15 protein-coding genes are annotated in these 15,933 nt (G+C 61.7%); 8 read left to right on the top strand and 7 right to left on the bottom strand.

The features are described from left to right. Nucleotides 1-3: 3 nt before the first annotated feature. The 3 genes from mutT to KG698_RS06955 are packed head-to-tail and all read right to left on the bottom strand — an operon-like array spanning nucleotide 4 to nucleotide 2,595. Nucleotides 4-402 carry an 8-oxo-dGTP diphosphatase MutT gene (gene mutT, locus KG698_RS06965; protein WP_213684839.1) on the bottom strand — a complete coding sequence of 133 codons (399 nt, stop codon included), beginning with the start codon at nucleotides 400-402 and terminating at the stop codon, nucleotides 4-6. After that, nucleotides 399-1,730, bottom strand: coding sequence for a bifunctional glutamate N-acetyltransferase/amino-acid acetyltransferase ArgJ (argJ, locus tag KG698_RS06960; RefSeq protein ID WP_213684838.1), 1,332 nt, complete (start codon nucleotides 1,728-1,730; stop codon nucleotides 399-401). Before argJ ends, mutT begins: the two co-directional genes overlap by 4 nt. Nucleotides 1,731-1,755: 25 nt before the next feature. Beyond that, a complete protein-coding gene (locus tag KG698_RS06955) occupies nucleotides 1,756-2,595 on the bottom strand; it encodes a peptidylprolyl isomerase (protein WP_213684837.1) in 840 nt (279 codons plus the stop codon). 223 nt (nucleotides 2,596-2,818) lie between these two features. Between KG698_RS06955 and secA the strand changes: the two genes are divergently transcribed. From secA to KG698_RS06940, 3 genes are all read left to right on the top strand, one after another. Beyond that, nucleotides 2,819-5,527, top strand: a complete 2,709-nt coding sequence (gene secA, locus KG698_RS06950) for a preprotein translocase subunit SecA (protein WP_213684836.1) — start codon at nucleotides 2,819-2,821, stop codon at nucleotides 5,525-5,527. A 273-nt stretch (nucleotides 5,528-5,800) separates the two neighbouring features. Continuing rightward, entirely contained in the window at nucleotides 5,801-6,532 is a 732-nt protein-coding gene (locus KG698_RS06945) for a hypothetical protein (protein ID WP_213684835.1), read from the top strand. Between the two features lie 57 nt (nucleotides 6,533-6,589). Next, the gene (locus KG698_RS06940) at nucleotides 6,590-8,110 is read left to right on the top strand and encodes a phosphate ABC transporter substrate-binding/OmpA family protein (protein WP_213684834.1); all 1,521 of its coding nucleotides are present in this window, start codon (nucleotides 6,590-6,592) and stop codon (nucleotides 8,108-8,110) included. A gap of 16 nt (nucleotides 8,111-8,126) precedes the next feature. On the opposite strand, the gene radC is transcribed toward KG698_RS06940, so the two are convergent. Next, nucleotides 8,127-8,906 (bottom strand): DNA repair protein RadC, encoded by a 780-nt coding sequence (gene radC, locus KG698_RS06935; RefSeq protein WP_213684833.1) that lies wholly within the window; start codon nucleotides 8,904-8,906, stop codon nucleotides 8,127-8,129. 49 nt (nucleotides 8,907-8,955) lie between these two features. Beyond that, on the bottom strand, nucleotides 8,956-9,765 hold the full coding sequence (map, locus tag KG698_RS06930; protein ID WP_213684832.1) for a type I methionyl aminopeptidase: 810 nt from the start codon (nucleotides 9,763-9,765) through the stop codon (nucleotides 8,956-8,958). 202 nt (nucleotides 9,766-9,967) lie between these two features. Here map and KG698_RS06925 point away from each other — a divergent pair, with 202 nt between their 5' ends. Genes KG698_RS06925 through KG698_RS06915 form a run of 3 tightly spaced genes read left to right on the top strand, consistent with a single transcriptional unit; the run spans nucleotide 9,968 to nucleotide 12,383 of the window. Beyond that, on the top strand, nucleotides 9,968-10,696 hold the full coding sequence (locus tag KG698_RS06925) for a molybdopterin-binding protein (protein WP_213684831.1): 729 nt from the start codon (nucleotides 9,968-9,970) through the stop codon (nucleotides 10,694-10,696). 9 nt (nucleotides 10,697-10,705) lie between these two features. Next, the gene (locus KG698_RS06920; RefSeq protein WP_213684830.1) at nucleotides 10,706-11,431 is read left to right on the top strand and encodes a GNAT family N-acetyltransferase; all 726 of its coding nucleotides are present in this window, start codon (nucleotides 10,706-10,708) and stop codon (nucleotides 11,429-11,431) included. A 7-nt stretch (nucleotides 11,432-11,438) separates the two neighbouring features. After that, nucleotides 11,439-12,383 carry an OmpA family protein gene (locus KG698_RS06915; protein WP_213684829.1) on the top strand — a complete coding sequence of 315 codons (945 nt, stop codon included), beginning with the start codon at nucleotides 11,439-11,441 and terminating at the stop codon, nucleotides 12,381-12,383. A 12-nt stretch (nucleotides 12,384-12,395) separates the two neighbouring features. On the opposite strand, the gene KG698_RS06910 is transcribed toward KG698_RS06915, so the two are convergent. Together KG698_RS06910 and KG698_RS06905 are read right to left on the bottom strand one after the other, a co-directional pair. Then, nucleotides 12,396-13,301 (bottom strand): LysR family transcriptional regulator, encoded by a 906-nt coding sequence (locus KG698_RS06910; RefSeq protein ID WP_213684828.1) that lies wholly within the window; start codon nucleotides 13,299-13,301, stop codon nucleotides 12,396-12,398. Between the two features lie 151 nt (nucleotides 13,302-13,452). Beyond that, entirely contained in the window at nucleotides 13,453-14,280 is an 828-nt protein-coding gene (locus KG698_RS06905; protein WP_213684827.1) for a class I SAM-dependent methyltransferase, read from the bottom strand. A gap of 242 nt (nucleotides 14,281-14,522) precedes the next feature. Here KG698_RS06905 and mtgA point away from each other — a divergent pair, with 242 nt between their 5' ends. Both mtgA and KG698_RS06895 read left to right on the top strand, forming a co-directional pair. Next, the gene (gene mtgA, locus KG698_RS06900) at nucleotides 14,523-15,179 is read left to right on the top strand and encodes a monofunctional biosynthetic peptidoglycan transglycosylase (RefSeq protein WP_300983223.1); all 657 of its coding nucleotides are present in this window, start codon (nucleotides 14,523-14,525) and stop codon (nucleotides 15,177-15,179) included. A gap of 56 nt (nucleotides 15,180-15,235) precedes the next feature. Beyond that, nucleotides 15,236-15,901, top strand: coding sequence for a glutathione S-transferase family protein (locus tag KG698_RS06895; protein WP_213684826.1), 666 nt, complete (start codon nucleotides 15,236-15,238; stop codon nucleotides 15,899-15,901). The last annotated feature ends 32 nt before the right edge of the window (nucleotides 15,902-15,933 follow it).

Raw genomic sequence — 15,933 nt, 5'->3', positions numbered from 1 at the left:
GGCCTACAGCCAATCGCGCAGGATCGGGATCAGCGGGATATCGGCGGGCGGCATGGGATAGTCGCGCAAGGCCGCGCCGCGCACCCAAGCAAGGCGCTGCCCCTCGCGCGCTTGCGGGATACCTTGCCATTTGCGACAGGCAAACAGCGGCATGAGCAGGTGAAAATCCGGGTAGCTGTGGCTGGCGAATGTCAGCGGCGCAAGGCACGAGGCCCAGGTGTCGATGCCCAACTCTTCTTGCAACTCGCGCACCAAGGCCGCTTCGGGTGTTTCGCCCGGCTCGACCTTGCCGCCGGGAAACTCCCACAGCCCGGCCATGGATTTACCTTCGGGACGCTGGGCCAAAAGCACCCGGCCGTCGCTGTCGATCAGCGCGACGGCCGAGACCAATATCGTTTTCACGATCGGTAATCCGCGTTGATATCGATATAGGCATGCGTCAGATCGCAGGTCCACATCGTGGCCTTGCCCCGCCCAAGGCCCAGATCGACGTCGATCAAAAGCTCTTGACCCTGCATATAGGCGGCCAAGACTTCCTCGACATAGCTTTCCGCGCGCCAGCCTTTTTCGGCAACCAGATGCTCGCCAAAGCGGATGGTCAACAGATCGCGCTCGGCCTTGGCCCCCGATTTGCCGACCGCCATGACAATGCGGCCCCAATTGGGATCTTGGCCTGCGATGGCGGTCTTGACCAAGGGCGAATTGGCAATGGCACGCGCAACAAGGGTCGCGTCGCGGGTCGATCTTGCGCCGGTCACGCTGACCTCAACCAGCTTGGTCGCCCCTTCGCCGTCGCGCACGATCTGAAGTGCCAGATCCCGCATCACGCCACCCAAGGCGGTGGCAAAGGCGCGTGCATCGCGGCCCCGCGTGCTGGTGATGGGCGCATTGCCCGCCTTGCCCGTCGCCGCGACCAATACCGCGTCCGAGGTCGAGGTATCGCTATCGACCGTCACCGCGTTAAAGCTTTGCTTGGTCGCCGCCGACAGCATGGTCTGTAGCGTGTCTTGCGCAATCGCTGCATCGGTAAAGATATAGCCCAGCATCGTCGCCATATCCGGCGCGATCATGCCTGAGCCTTTGGCAAAGCCCGCGATCTTGACCGTTTTGTCGCCAATCATCACCTCGGCCATCGCGCCCTTGGGGAAAGTGTCGGTGGTCATGATCGCGCGGGCGGCGACCGCGACCTTGGCCGCATCCAACCCATCGGCCAAAACCGGCAAGATATCGGTGATCTTGGTGGCGGGCAGCGGCTCACCGATCACCCCGGTCGAGCAGGTAAAGACATGGCCCGCCGGGATCTTGAGCGCATTGGCCGCGGCCTCAGCGATCGTGTCCACATCGCTGGCACCGCGTTGGCCGGTGAAGGTATTGGCATTGCCCGAGTTCACGACGATGCCAAAGCCCTTTTTCGGCGCGGGGCCAAGGGCGGCAAGCTTGGCCTGACAATCCAGCACCGCCGCCGAACGGGTGGCCGAACGGGTGAAAACCCCCGCCATGACCGAACCGGCGGCGATCTGGACCAGCATCACATCAGTGCGATTGGCATAGCGCACCCCCGCCTCGCCGGCGGCGTAGCGCACACCGGCGATGACGGGCAGATCGGGAAAGGACGCAGGCGCCAGAGGCGAGATCTTAAGCGGGGCTTTCACGGCGGCTTTGGCCGGTTTGCCCTTTTTGGCGACCTTGTCCTTGGACTTGGCCTTTTTCTTTTTGTCGTCCTTTGCCATCGTCAATATCCCCTGATGACTAGCGTTATTCCGCGAGCAGATCCAAATCCCGGATTACGGCCGGGTCAATCGTTATCTCGGGGCGATTGATCACGGCTGCGGCGGTCAATTCCTGCATCGTCGCCTCGACACGCGCGCGGCGTAGACCATCCTCAAGCTCGGCGCGCACCTCATCAAGGCTGGGCGGCGCTTGATCGCGTGTCTCGTTCAGAACGATCACATGCCATCCAAACTGTGTCTCAACCGGGGCCGAGACCTCGCCCACGCCAAGCGCGAAAACCGCTTGCTCAAATGTCGGCACCATCATGCCTGCGGTGAACCAGCCCAATTCGCCGCCATTTGGCCCCGATGGTCCGGTCGAGCGTTCACGCGCCAATTCCGCGAAATCGGCCCCTTCACCCAAAGCCACGATCACGGCTTGGGCATCGGCCTCGGTCTCGAGCAAGATATGGCTGGCGTTGTATTCGGTGACAGAACCAAGATTGCCGAATTGCGCGTCATACTCGGCCTGCAACTCATCCTCTGACACGGGGGCGTTGCCCACACGGTCGATCAACGTCGCGGCCAGAAAGGCGCGCCGCTCATTCTCAAGACCCAAGCGTTCGACCAAGCCGATATCGTTCTCAGCGACGGCGGCCAACACCTCTTGCTGGACCAACTGCTCCAACAACCCGTCCAAAAGCACGTTATCAGGCAGGCCTTGATACTCGGGCGGCAACACGGTGAGCATCGCAATCACATGGCCCAAAGTGATCTCGGTCTCACCGACACTTGCCAATACTGTGCCGGCATTCACGCTGTCTTGCGCCGCCACAGGCAGGGCAAGGATAAGAGAGAGGGCGGTGCCCGCGAAAAATTTCGTCATGGAAAGGGTTCCTTTACTGTAACCCGGCGGTAGTCGCCTGCGTTGACACCTATGTAGCGGCCCCTTATGTCGCTGGTTTGATGACACTGGGGCGCAGTGTATTGGCGCCGTAGATAGACCGACGCGATGGCCCGAACAACCCGGATGCCCCACACGATCGTTTGAGTTTTACCGGCCAGCGCGAAATAACGTGCATCACGGCCACCACAAAAAGGCGCATCAGATGCTCGGATTGGGTTCGCTGGCGAAAAAGGTCTTCGGCTCTTCGAACGACCGCAAGGTCAAATCCGTCTCTCCCCTTGTGGCACAGATCAACGCGCTGGAAGCCGCGCACAGGGCGATGTCAGATGCCGACATCATCGCCAAGACACATAGCTTGCGCGCACGCGCCGAAGGTGGCGAGGATTTGAACGCGCTTTTGCCCGAAGCCTTTGCCAATTGCCGCGAGGCCGCGCGCCGCGCGCTTGGCCTGCGCGCGCATGATGTGCAGCTGGTCGGCGGCATCTTTTTGCATCAGGGCAATATCGCCGAGATGAAAACCGGCGAGGGCAAGACGCTGGTCGCGACCTTTCCGGCATATCTCAACGCGCTGTCGGGCAAGGGCGTGCATATCGTCACCGTCAACGACTATCTGGCAAAGCGCGACGCCGATTGGATGGGCAAGGTCTATGCCGCCTTGGGTCTGACCACCGGCGTGGTCTATCCGCGCCAACCCGATGATGAAAAGCGCGCGGCCTATGCCGCCGACATCACCTATGCCACCAATAACGAGCTTGGCTTTGACTATCTGCGCGACAACATGCGCGCCAGCTTGGCGGATATGGCCCAGCGCGGCCATAACTTTGCCATTGTGGACGAGGTTGACAGCATCTTGATCGACGAGGCGCGCACGCCCTTGATCATATCCGGCCCGACGCAAGACCGCTCCGAGCTTTACGTTACCATCGACAAGATCATTCCCGATGTGCAGGACGATCACTTCACCATCGACGAAAAAGCGCGCAGCGCGAGTTTTAGCGATGAGGGCAATGATTTCCTCGAGGCGCGGCTGCTGGAAACTGGCCTCTTGCCCGAGGGGCAAAGCCTTTATGACCCCGAAAGCACGACAATCGTGCATCACCTGACCAATGCGCTGCGCGCACACAAGCTGTTCCATAAGGATCAGCAATATATCGTGCGCTCGGGCGAGGTGGTCTTGGTCGATGAATTCACCGGCCGGATGATGCCCGGCCGCCGCCTGTCGGACGGTCTGCACCAAGCCATCGAGGCCAAGGAGGGCTGCGCCATTCAGCCCGAGAATGTGACCCTCGCCTCCGTCACCTTCCAGAACTACTTCCGCCTTTATAGCAAGCTGGCCGGCATGACCGGCACCGCCGCGACCGAGGCCGAGGAATTCATGGCGATCTACGGCCTTGGCGTGGTCGAGATCCCCACCAATGTGCCGGTCGCCCGCCAAGATGATGACGACGCCGTCTATCGCACCGCGCGCGAGAAATACGAGGCCATCGTCGAAGCCATCCGCGAGGCCCATGCAAAGGGCCAGCCGGTTCTCGTCGGCACCACCTCGATCGAGAAATCCGAAATGCTGGGCAAGATGTTGGAAAAGGCGGGGCTGCCGCACAACATCCTCAACGCCCGCCAGCACGAGCAAGAGGCGCAGATCGTCGCCGATGCGGGCAAGCTGGGCGCTGTGACCATCGCCACCAACATGGCCGGTCGCGGCACCGACATCAAACTGGGCGGCAATGTCGAGTTTCGCATCATGCAAGCCATCGCCGCCGATCCGACAGGCGATCACACCGCCATCCGCACCCAGATCGAAGCCGAACACAAAGGCGACGAAGAAAAGGTCAAGGCCGCAGGCGGGCTTTATGTTCTCGCCACCGAACGGCACGAATCCCGCCGCATCGACAACCAGCTGCGTGGCCGGTCGGGCCGTCAGGGCGATCCGGGGCGGTCCTCGTTCTTCCTGTCGCTCGAAGATGATCTGATGCGCATCTTCGGCTCAGAAAAGCTCGACAAGATGCTGTCGACCTTGGGCATGAAAGAGGGCGAGGCGATTGTTCACCCTTGGGTCAATAAATCCCTCGAACGCGCACAGGCCAAGGTCGAGGGGCGCAATTTCGACATTCGCAAACAGTTGTTGAAATTCGACGATGTGATGAACGATCAGCGCAAGGTCATCTTTGATCAGCGCCGCGAGGTCATGGGTGCCGAAGATATCGCCGAAGTGACCGCCGATATGCGCCATCAGGTGATCGAAGATCTGATCGATATGCATATGCCGCCCAAATCCTACGCCGATCAGTGGGAAATCGACGAGATGCGCGCCGCCCTGCGCGAAACGCTGGGCATCGACCCGCCGCTTGCCGATTGGGCCGCCGAAGATGGCGTCGATCAAGAGGTGATCCGTGAACGGCTGGAGCAGACCGCCGATCAATACATGGCCGCTAAGGCCGCGCAATTCGGCCCCGAACAGATGCGTTCGATCGAAAAGCAGGTTGTGTTGCAAACCATCGATGCGAAATGGCGCGACCACCTGCTGACGCTGGAACATCTGCGCTCGGTCGTGGGCTTTCGTGGTTACGCCCAGCGCGATCCGCTGAACGAGTACAAGACCGAGGGCTTTCAGCTTTTTGAATCGATGCTCGACGGTTTGCGCACGGATGTGACGGGTAAACTGGCCCGGATTCAACCGCTGAGCGCCGAGCAGCAAGAGCAGCTGATCCGCCAGCTTCAGGCCCAGCAAGAGGCAGCCCAACGCCAGCTTGCCGCCGCAACCACCAGCGGTGCCGCCGACCCCGCCACTGGCCCCGCACAAGCAGGCTTTGTCGAGAGCGACCCCACCACCTGGGGCAACCCCGGCCGCAACGACGCCTGCCCTTGCGGATCAGGGAGAAAATTCAAGCACTGTCATGGGCGGCTGGCCTAATCACGCAAGGCTTAGTGGTCTATCAATCACTGCGCGGGCGCAGGCGTCACTGTGTACAAGCAGTGACGCTTTTCTCCCCGATTCTGCCCTAATTCGCCGCTATCACCACAAGCATCGGATTGCGCGGGGGCAACGGCCATGGCGATAAGAATGGCGATTTTGCGGGCAAGTGCCTTGATGCTCTTGTGCGTGGCATTTGCGGTTGGATGGCCTGCCCGCGTTCAAACGCAAACGCCAAGCGCCCTATCCGCGCCCATCACCCACTCTGACGCGGTGGAAAGCCAATCGCCGGTCGATCCCGCACCGGCAGCACGACTAAGCCCCTTTGGCTTGCCCTGCGGCTTGGTGGTGACGGCCGCGGCGATGCCAGCAGCGATGGTGGCGCTTGATATCCTCGACCCCTGCCAAGCTGAGGCCGATCTTGAGATTTCGCATGCCGGGTTCAGCTTTGCCGCGCGCACCGACATGATGGGGCTGTTGACCGTCGATATTCCCGCCTTTGAGACACCAGCCTTTGTCACGGTTCGCAGCGGTGATGATGACGCGGTCATGGCCATCGCGGGTTTGCCCGATCTTGCCGATTACATGCGCGTCGCCATTGCATGGGATGGCGATCTGGGCCTCGCATTCCACGCATTCGCGGCTGGTGCCGACTTCGGCGTGCCGGGCCATATCTGGCAAGGGACACCCGGCACCGTCACAGATATGCTGGCGGGCCAAGGTGGTTTCCTGACCGTTTTGGGCGACCCGCATCTGACCCCGTCGCGCCAGATCCAGATATTTTCCATCCCCCAAGCGCAGGCGAACGATCTGCGCCTTGCGCTCGACATTCCGATCAATCCCGCCACATGCGACCGCCCGCTTGTTGCGCAAGCCATGCAACTGACCCAAAGCGGGGCGGTCGATATCTGGCCCATCACGGTGACATTGCCGGGCTGCGATGCTGTTGGTGATTTTCTCATGTTGCAAAATCTCTTCGAGGCCCCGAGACTCGCCGCGAATTAAGTTTGCGTGGCCTGTCGTATGTGTTTTTGGTGTGGGGTAGCCCGTCGGCTGGCCCTGTTGAGTATCGTTCTGGCTGCGCCCGCTGCTGCGCAGGACGTCGAATTGCGTTCGCATGACGGCGGTGTCCGGGTTGAAGGCACATTGACCGCCTTTGACGGCACCTATTACCAAATTGACACGGTCTATGGCCTGCTGACTGTTGCCGCCGAAGGGGTCGCCTGCCTTGGGCCGGGATGCCCCGATCTGATCCGCTTTACCGCCGAGGCGCGGATCGCGGGCGAGGCAAGCGTGACCGAGACCTTGCTGCCCGCCCTATTGCAGGGTTTTGCCGCCAACCGGGCAATGGCGTTGCATGGCCCAGCACCCTACAATGGCGCGCTCGCCTATGAATTGACCCGCCAAGACAACAGCATCGCCGCGCGTTTCCTTGTAACGCCCGGCAGTAGCGACACGGGCTTTCTGGCACTGTTGAACGGCGAAACCGATATGGCACTGACCTTGCGCCTGCCATCACGGGGCGAGCTACGCGCGGATCGGGCCAATGCGCCCGATGATCCGCCGCTTAGCCGCCGTGTCAGGGTGATCGCGCTTGATGCCATCGTTCCCTTGGTCGCGCCCGGCAATCCCATCGATGCGATCTCGCTTGATGATCTGACAGCGGCCTTTCGTGGCGAGATCGATAATTGGCAAGACCTGGGTGGCCCCGACGCCCCAATTGCGTTGCATCTGCTGCACCGCGACCATGGGATGACCCAGTTCTTTGCCACACTGGCGCTTGGTACATCCGAGGGGGATCTGACCCCCAAGATCACCTATCACGACAGCGCGGCCGCGCTGGCCACCGCCGTTCTGCGTGATCACTTCGCGCTGGGCGTCTCGGCCCGCGCGCATGAAGGCTTGGCGCGTATCTTGCCACTTTTGGGTGCATGTGGGCTGACCCAAATGGCCGAGGCTGACGCGATCAAGGCCGAGGATTATCCGCTGACCGTGCCGGTCCATGTCTATCTTGCGCCAAGGCGTCTGCCGCAGCTGGTGCAGGATTTTCTCGACTGGACCGAAACCGCCGCTGCCGAGGCCATCGTCGCCGCATCGGGATATGTCGATCAAAGCCTGACCCGCACACCGCTGGACCGCCAAGGTATCCGGCTAGCCAACGCCATCGCCGCCGCCGGTGACGAGGTGCCGCTTGCGCAATTGCAAAGCCTTGTACGCCGCCTGCGCGGGGCGGAGCGGCTCTCTGCAACTTTGCGCTTTTCCGATGGCTCCAGCAATCTTGATGCACAATCGCGCGCGGCTGTGGCGCGGCTGGCCGCCGCGATTGAAAGCGGCGCCTTTGATGGGCGGCGGCTGATCTTCGTCGGGTTCACAGATAGCGCAGGGGCCGCAGCGGTTAACTTGCGGATCGCTGAAAGCCGGGCCGAGGCGGTGCGCGACGCCGTGCAAGCCGCAGCCGATGCCGCGACACCGGGGCGCGTCACCTTTGAGATTGCCGCCTTTGGCGAGGCAATGCCAATGGCCTGCGAAGAGACGGACCAAGGGCGTGCCGTCAATCGCCGGGTCGAGGTTTGGCTGGATTGACCGCGCGCCTATGCGGCTACAAGTAACCCTCGGCGCGAAAGCTCAACTCGCGCGCCTTGCCGATGATCAAATGGTCATGGATCGCAAGGCCCAGCACATGGGCGGCATCGCGGATCGCATAGGTCATGTCGATATCCGCCTGACTGGGCGCAGGATCGCCCGAGGGGTGATTATGCACCAAGATCAAGGCCGAGGCGTTCAATTCCAGCGCGCGCTTGACCACCTCGCGCGGGTAGACGGGTACATGATCGACGGTGCCATCGGCCTGCGCCTCATCCGCGATCAACACATTCTTGCGGTCGAGATAAAGCACCCGGAACTGTTCCAGATCGCGATGCGCCATCGCGGTCTGGCAGTAACGCAAAAGCGCATCCCATGACGACAACAGCGGTTTGCCGATGACTTGCGCGCGCGCCATGCGATGGCCGACCGCTTCCATCAGTTTCAACTCCAAGATCACGCGCTCGCCCACCCCCTCCACCTCTTTCAGGCGGGCGGGGGCGGCGGCCATGACATGGTTCAGATCGCCAAAGCGCTTGAGCAGGCGTTTGGCCAGCGGCTTGGTATCGCCGCGCGGTAGCGCACGATAAAGCACCATCTCAAGCAACTCGTAATCCGGCACGGCATCGGCGCCACCTTGGGTAAAACGCGCGCGCAGCCGGTCGCGATGGGCATGGCGATGCATCTCTGCCCCCTTGGAGGGGCCGCGCGCCACAGCCCCCACCGCGCGGGCAACACCCCCCGGCACAAACCGGGGCGATGCTTCGTCAAAGGAAAAGGACGGCTGCTCGGACATGCGGGCAGCCTGCGCAACAAAGGTTAAGGGATCGTTAGCGCAGCCGCCCTCAGCCCCAAGTCGGGTGAAATTTCCCGGCGGGCGAAAGGGTGAAAATCTCGCACCCTGTCGCGGTCACGCCGATGGAGTGCTCAAACTGCGCCGAAAGCGATTTATCGCGCGTCACCGCTGTCCAGTCATCGGCCAGCACTTTGGTCTCGGGGCGGCCAAGGTTCACCATCGGCTCGATGGTGAAAAACATCCCCTCTTCCAGCACGGGGCCGGTACCGGGGCGACCGTAATGCAGCACATTGGGCGGCGCATGAAAGACTTGCCCCAGACCATGACCGCAGAAATCGCGCACCACTGACATGCGCGCCGCCTCGACATAGCTTTGGATGGCAAAGCCGATATCGCCGAACCGGTTGCCGGGGCGCACCGCCTCGATCCCCTTAAAGAGCGCATCATGCGTGACCTGCACCAAACGCTCGGCCTTGCGGCCAAGGGTTCCTGCCACATACATGCGGCTGGTATCGCCATACCAGCCATCGACGATCACGGTGACGTCGATATTGAGGATATCACCATCCTTAAGCGTCTTTGGTCCGGGGATGCCATGACACACCACATGGTTCACGCTGATGCAGCTTGCATGTTGATAGCCGCGATAACCGATGGTGGCCGAGGTGACGCCGGCGGCATTGACCATGCGCTCGATCTCGGCATCGATGGCTTCGGTCGTTTGGCCGGGAAAAACCAGTGGCGCCATGGCATCCAAAATGCCCGCGGCAACCTGACCGGCGCGGTGCATGCCGATGAAATCATCGGCGTCGTGAATGCGTATGCCATCCCGTGTCAGGCGGCCTTTGAAATCGTCCAAACCTTGGACCCTCCAGCTTTTCAACCCCTAGACTAGGCCCAGATTACCCGAATTTCCAGTCAGGGTGATGTCACAAAACCATCGGCAAGTCATTCTCGACACTGTGAATTGGCACAATCGCCACAAGGCGCGCCATCACAGGGCTTGGAAAGCGCCAGTGCAGGGGCCTATACCGAGGGCCAGACATAATAGCGAGGCCCGCATGCAAACCCCTACAGCCGCGATGCTGGTCATCGGCGACGAGATCCTTTCGGGACGCACCCGGGATACCAACACCAATTACTTGGCCCGCGCGCTGACCGACCACGGCATCCAGATGCGCGAGGCCCGCGTGGTCAGCGATAATCATGAGACGATCAAGCAAGCGGTCCAAAGCTTGGCGGCCAGCTATACCCATGTTTTCACCTCTGGCGGGATCGGCCCCACCCATGATGATATCACCGCCGATGCGGTGGCCGATGCGATGGGGGCAAAGATCGATGTGCGCGCCGATGCCCGCGCCATCCTACAGGCCCATTACGACGCCCGCGGCCAAGAGCTGAACGAAGCGCGGCTGCGCATGGCGCGCATCCCCGATGGGGCGACGCTGATCGACAACCCGATCTCGGCCGCGCCCGGTTTCAGCATCGGCAATGTCCATGTCATGGCCGGTGTGCCGATGATTTTCGAAGCCATGGTGGCAAGCCTGATGCCGCGCTTGATTGGTGGGCCGCCAATGCTGTCGCAATCCCTGCGCCTGCTCAAGGGCGAGGGCGATATCGCGGGGCCCTTAGGCGCGCTTGCCGCCCGCCACCCCGAGGTTTCAATCGGCTCTTACCCCTTCCACCTGAACGGGGTGCATGGCACCAATATCGTCGTGCGCAGCCAAGATGGCCCAGCGGTCGACCGCGTGATGGCCGCCTTGTCGGATATTTTCGGCCCCGGTGCCTGAGGTAATGTCATGCGGCTATCCGACCTGATGCCGGTCATCGCCGCGACGTGGCCCGCCGCAGCGCTTTACCCCGAGGGGCCTTTTACCGTGCCCGATGGGGCGGGGGGCGGCCAAAGGGTCAGCGCCGCGCGGCTGTGTGATCCCTTGGCCCAAGACGCGACCGAGGCCGAGATCGACGCCGCCATCGCCCGGCTTGCAGCACTTGGCCAGCCGCCCCTGTTCATGCTGCTCGACCATCAAGGCGCGCTGGATGCACGGCTGGCGGCGCGCGGCTTTGCGCGGCGCGATGCGACATGCGCCATGATCGCGCCAAGCGCCCAGATCGCCGCCCCACCGCCGCCAATCACCTGCTTTCCCATCTGGCCCCCCTTGGCCATCCAATCCGAGATTTGGGCCACAGCCGGGGTTGGGCCGGGGCGGCTTTCGGTCATGACACGCGCGCGCGCACCCAAGACATCTTTTCTGGGCCGCACCCAAGACCGCCCCGCAGGCACGGCCTTTGCCGCGATCCATGACGGTGTTGCAATGCTGCACGCGCTTGAGATCTTGGCACCCTATCGGCGGCGCGGCTTGGGCGCGGCGATGATGCGCGCTGTTGCCGATTGGGCCTTGGGCCAAGGGGCCACAACCTTCAGCTTACTGGTGACGCGCGAAAACGAACCGGCCTTGGGGCTTTATGCTTCCCTCGGATTCACGGCTGTGGGACAGTATCATTACCGAGCCAAAGCGGTCTGACGCGCCCATGAAAAACCCCCTCCGCGCAATGCGGATCTATCCCATCGCGATCTTCATTCTCTGCGCGCAACCCGTGGTCGCTTTGGATGTCGTCTGGCCCTCGGGCGCGACGCAGATCGTGGCGCGCAGCCAAAGCACCGCCGATTTCAACATCGCGACAGCTGCGGCCGCGCGCGGTGGCGTGCCGCCGACGCGCAGTGTGGCGGGTGCTCTGACAGAAGAGATCTGGCGCCTCCCCGCTGAGGATAGCGATCCGGCGACCATCATCGCGGCGCTGCGCGCGCAGCTCGTCGCCCAAGGCTACGTGGTCACCTTTGCCTGCGCTGATCGCGACTGCGGCGGTTTCGATTTCCGCTTTGCCCTGCCCATTGCGCAAGCGCCCGAGATGTTCGTCGATCTTGGCAATTTTCATTACCTCGCCGCCCAGCGCAGCACGCCCGGCGCGGTTGCGGATGTTGCACTCACCGTTTCGGTCGGCGGGCAGGCGGGATATGTGCATCTGGCCCGTATCGGAAGCGGCGATATTGAACCCGCCGCCGCGCGGCCCAGCTTTGCCCCACGCCAAGATGCGGATCAAAGCGATATGATCGCAGAGCTGGTTGAAACGGGGCATATGGTGCTTGCCGATCTGACCTTTGAAACCGGCGCTTCGGCACTATCGGGAAACCGCTATGACAGCCTTGTCGTCTTGGCCGCTTGGCTGGCGGGTGACCGGGCGCGGCGGATCGCACTGGTGGGCCATACCGATGCCGAAGGCGCGCTTGATCGCAATATCGCACTCAGCGAGGCACGCGCCGCAGCGGTGCGCCAATCCTTGATCAGCGATCACGGTGCGGCCGCCAATCAGATCAGCGCGGCGGGTGTGGGTTTTCTTGCGCCGCGCGCCACCAACACCACGCCCGAGGGACGCGAGGCAAATCGCCGGGTCGAAGTGGTGCTGTTGACGCCATAGCCGGGGCTTTCCCTACCAGTCGTTCGGCCCCTTATCGCGAAAGGCATCGACAAGAAAATCGATGAATGCGCGCACCTTGGGCTGGGTATAGCGGCCCGGCGGATAGATCGCATAGACCCCTTGGATATCGACCGGCAGATCAGGCATGACATCTTGAACCTGCCCATCGCGCAACGGCTGTGCATAAAGAAAACTGGGCAAAAACGCGATGCCAAGCCCACCGATGGCGGCATTAAGCAGCGATTGGCCATCATTCACGGTCAGCCACCCCCCGCTACGCACCTGACGCTGTTCGCCCGAGGGGGCCAGCAACTTCCACACATTCGCGGTGGCGCTGTTGGAGTAATGCAAAAGCTTGTGTTCGTTCAGATCGTCGATCTTTTCGGGGCGGCCGTATTTCTGAAAATATGAGGGGGCCGCAATCATCCGGCGCTGTGTCTCGCAGATCTTGCGCGCGCGCAGGCTGCTATCTTCCAACTCGCCCACGCGGATGGCCATATCGAACCCTTCCGAGATCAGTTCAACATAGCGGTTATTGAGCACCATGTTGACCGTCACATCGGGGAATCCGTGCAAGAATTGCCCCAAAATGGGCGAGATATGGTTGACCCCGAAATCAGTGGCCACCGACACACGCAGCGTGCCGGAGGGGGCCGATTGCATCGCGGTGACCAGCGCGTCAGCCTCGCCCGCGTCATTGAGAACGCGCCGCGCACGGTCGTAATAGGCAAGACCGATCTCGGTCGGGCTGACACGCCGCGTCGTGCGATTGAGCAGGCGCGCCCCAAGCCGTGCCTCTAGGCTTGAGATATGTTTGGACACGGCGGATTTCGAAATCCCCATCTTGCGTGCCGCATCCGTGAAGCCACCTTGATCAACGACCATGGCAAAGGCTTCCATTTCAGTCAGACGGTCCATTTTCAATTCCTGCTCGGGCTTTGCGCTCCCTCTCATGTGGTCCGCAAATGCGGCATGATTGCGGAACGGCACGGGCCAAAGACAGGTTTTTGCGCGGATCGTTCATGACCGCGCATCAATTTTCATCCAATCGCCAAGCGATCGCGGATGATCACACAGGGGTGCGGCGGGCCAAAACGATCAGCCGGTATTCATGCTCGCGCGCGAATTTTGCCGCGCGGCCCGTGTGGCGGCCCAGCTTGTTCAAGGCGCGCCCCAGCATCTTTTCCATCATCCACGACCGCCACGGGTATTCCCGCTTCAACTCGGCCCGAAAGCGCTGAACAAAGGGGGCAATTTTTTCGTTCTTGAGGTATTCATGAATGACAAAGGTCGGCGTGATCGCATCGGTCATATCGTCATCCGACACGATCTCGAACACGCCTTGGCGGGCGACCTCGGCGACAAAAGTCGCATGGGTGCCGCGCGTGCCATCGCCATGGGCAAAGCCGGGGCGGCGGAAATAATCAAAGATCACCAAACCCTTATCGGCCAGTTGGCCCGCCTTGGATAAGGCTGTGACCAGATCGATATAGTGAAAGCTTTCCGCAAAAAGACAAATATCGCGCCGTTGGGGATGATCGAAATCCTCAAACATCGCATCAACGACAAGCGTACCTTGCGGCAGCTTGGCGCGCGCCATCTCGTTCATCTGGTGCGAGGGCGAGACACACGCCACCTCAAAGCCGCGCGCAATCAGCGCGCGCGCGTTCGACCCGGTCCCTGATCCCACATCAAGGATCGTGTGAACCCCACCCGGCACGGTGCCAATCGCCGCGACCAGCTTTTCGAAATAGGCCATCTGCGCCGCGCCCAGCGCCGCCGCTGTCAGCGCCTCGGGGGTGCCATCAGGGAAATAACCGTAATGCGCGAAACCATGCCCGAACATAACCTCGGACATGAGAGCGGCGGCTTCGAGTTCAACAAATTTCAATTTCATGCGCCCGCCATAGCCGAGCTTGGCGTCCTCGCCAAGCACCCACACATGCCAAGAGCTGCGCAAAGCCTTGGTTTTATCATGCCAGAAAGGCTAGTCTGGTGAAAAACACCAAAACACCCGAGGCAGAATTGACCCGAAGACCCCAAAGCGACAACCCCGTGGCATCAGCCGTGACCCTGCGGCGCAAGCCCAAGAAAGGGCCAGATCGCCCAGCGTCGCGCTGGCAGCGCGGGGTTTCGCGGCTGCGCCGATGGGTGACGCGCACCTTGGGGCTGGGGCTGGCCCTCCTGATGGGGTGGATCATCGCCTATGGCTTTGTCCCCGTCCCGACCACCGCCCATATGATCGGCGAGAGCCGCCGCTTGGGTTCTGTCAGCTATGACTGGGTGGGGATGTCGGATATCTCGGTCCATCTGCAACGCGCCGCTGTTGCCGCCGAGGATGCGAATTTCTGCCTTCATTGGGGCTTTGATATGGCCGCGATCCGCGACGCTATCGCAGCGGGGGCCGCACGCGGCGGATCGACCATCAGCCAGCAAACCGTCAAGAACGCCTTCCTTTGGCACGGGCGAAGCTGGCCGCGCAAAGCGATGGAGGCCGCGATCACCCCGGTGGTTGAACTGATCTGGCCCAAACGCCGCATCTTGGAGGTCTATCTCAACATTGCCGAATTCGGGCCGGGCATCTTTGGTGCCGAAGCGGCGGCGCGCCATCATTTTAGCGTTTCCGCCGCCGATCTGACCCAGCGCCAAGCGGCCCTTTTGGCCGCCGTCTTGCCCAACCCCCGCGAACGCAACGCCAGCGCGCCCACCGATCAGCTGTCACGTCGCGCAGCATCCATCGCCGATGGGGCCGCCACCATCGCCGCAGATGGTCGCGACACCTGCTTTGCGAATTGAAATCGGACAGGTTTTCGCGCCATAGAGAGGCAACCCAAAACGGATCGAGCATTGCAATGGCGCGTCTTTATCATTTCGCCCTATCCCCCTTCTGCCGCAAGGTGCGGCTGGTGCTGGCCGAAAAGCGGATCGAAGTCGAATTGATCGACGAGAAGTATTGGGAACCCTCGACCGAGTTTCTGCGCCGCAACCCGGCGGGCAAGGTGCCAGTGCTGAAGATCGACGGGATGCTACTGACCGAGTCGAGCGCGATCTGCGAATATCTCGAGGAAACCCGCCCAGAGCCGCCGCTTTTCCCCGCCGATCCCAAAGCGCGGGCCGAGGTGCGCCGCTTGGTCAGCTGGTTTGACGACAAATTCCACCACGAGGTGACCGCCAATCTGGTCTATGAGCGGGTGAACAAAAAGATCATGCGCACGGGCTATCCCGATGGCAAAGCGGTCAAAACAGGCGCACAGCAGATCAAGTATCACCTCGACTACATGGCGTGGCTTCTCGATCACCGCCGCTGGCTGGCGGGCGATGCGATGACGATGGCCGATTTCACCGCTGCCGCGCATCTGTCCTGTCTCGACTATATCTCGGATGTGGATTGGAACCGCTCCGAAGTGGTCAAGGAGTGGTATTCCAAGGTGAAATCGCGCCCGGCCTTCCGCTCGATCCTTGCCGATCAAATCCCCGGCTTCATCCAGCCGCCCCATTACGCGAACCTCGACTTTTGAGTGATCTCAAACATGCCCTGTTGACCGAGGCC

The organism is Roseicyclus sp. (assembly GCF_018402035.1).
Lineage (GTDB): Bacteria > Pseudomonadota > Alphaproteobacteria > Rhodobacterales > Rhodobacteraceae > Roseicyclus.
The sequence above is the reverse complement of the archived record's forward strand: the minus strand, read 5'-3'. Positions and strand labels throughout refer to the sequence as shown.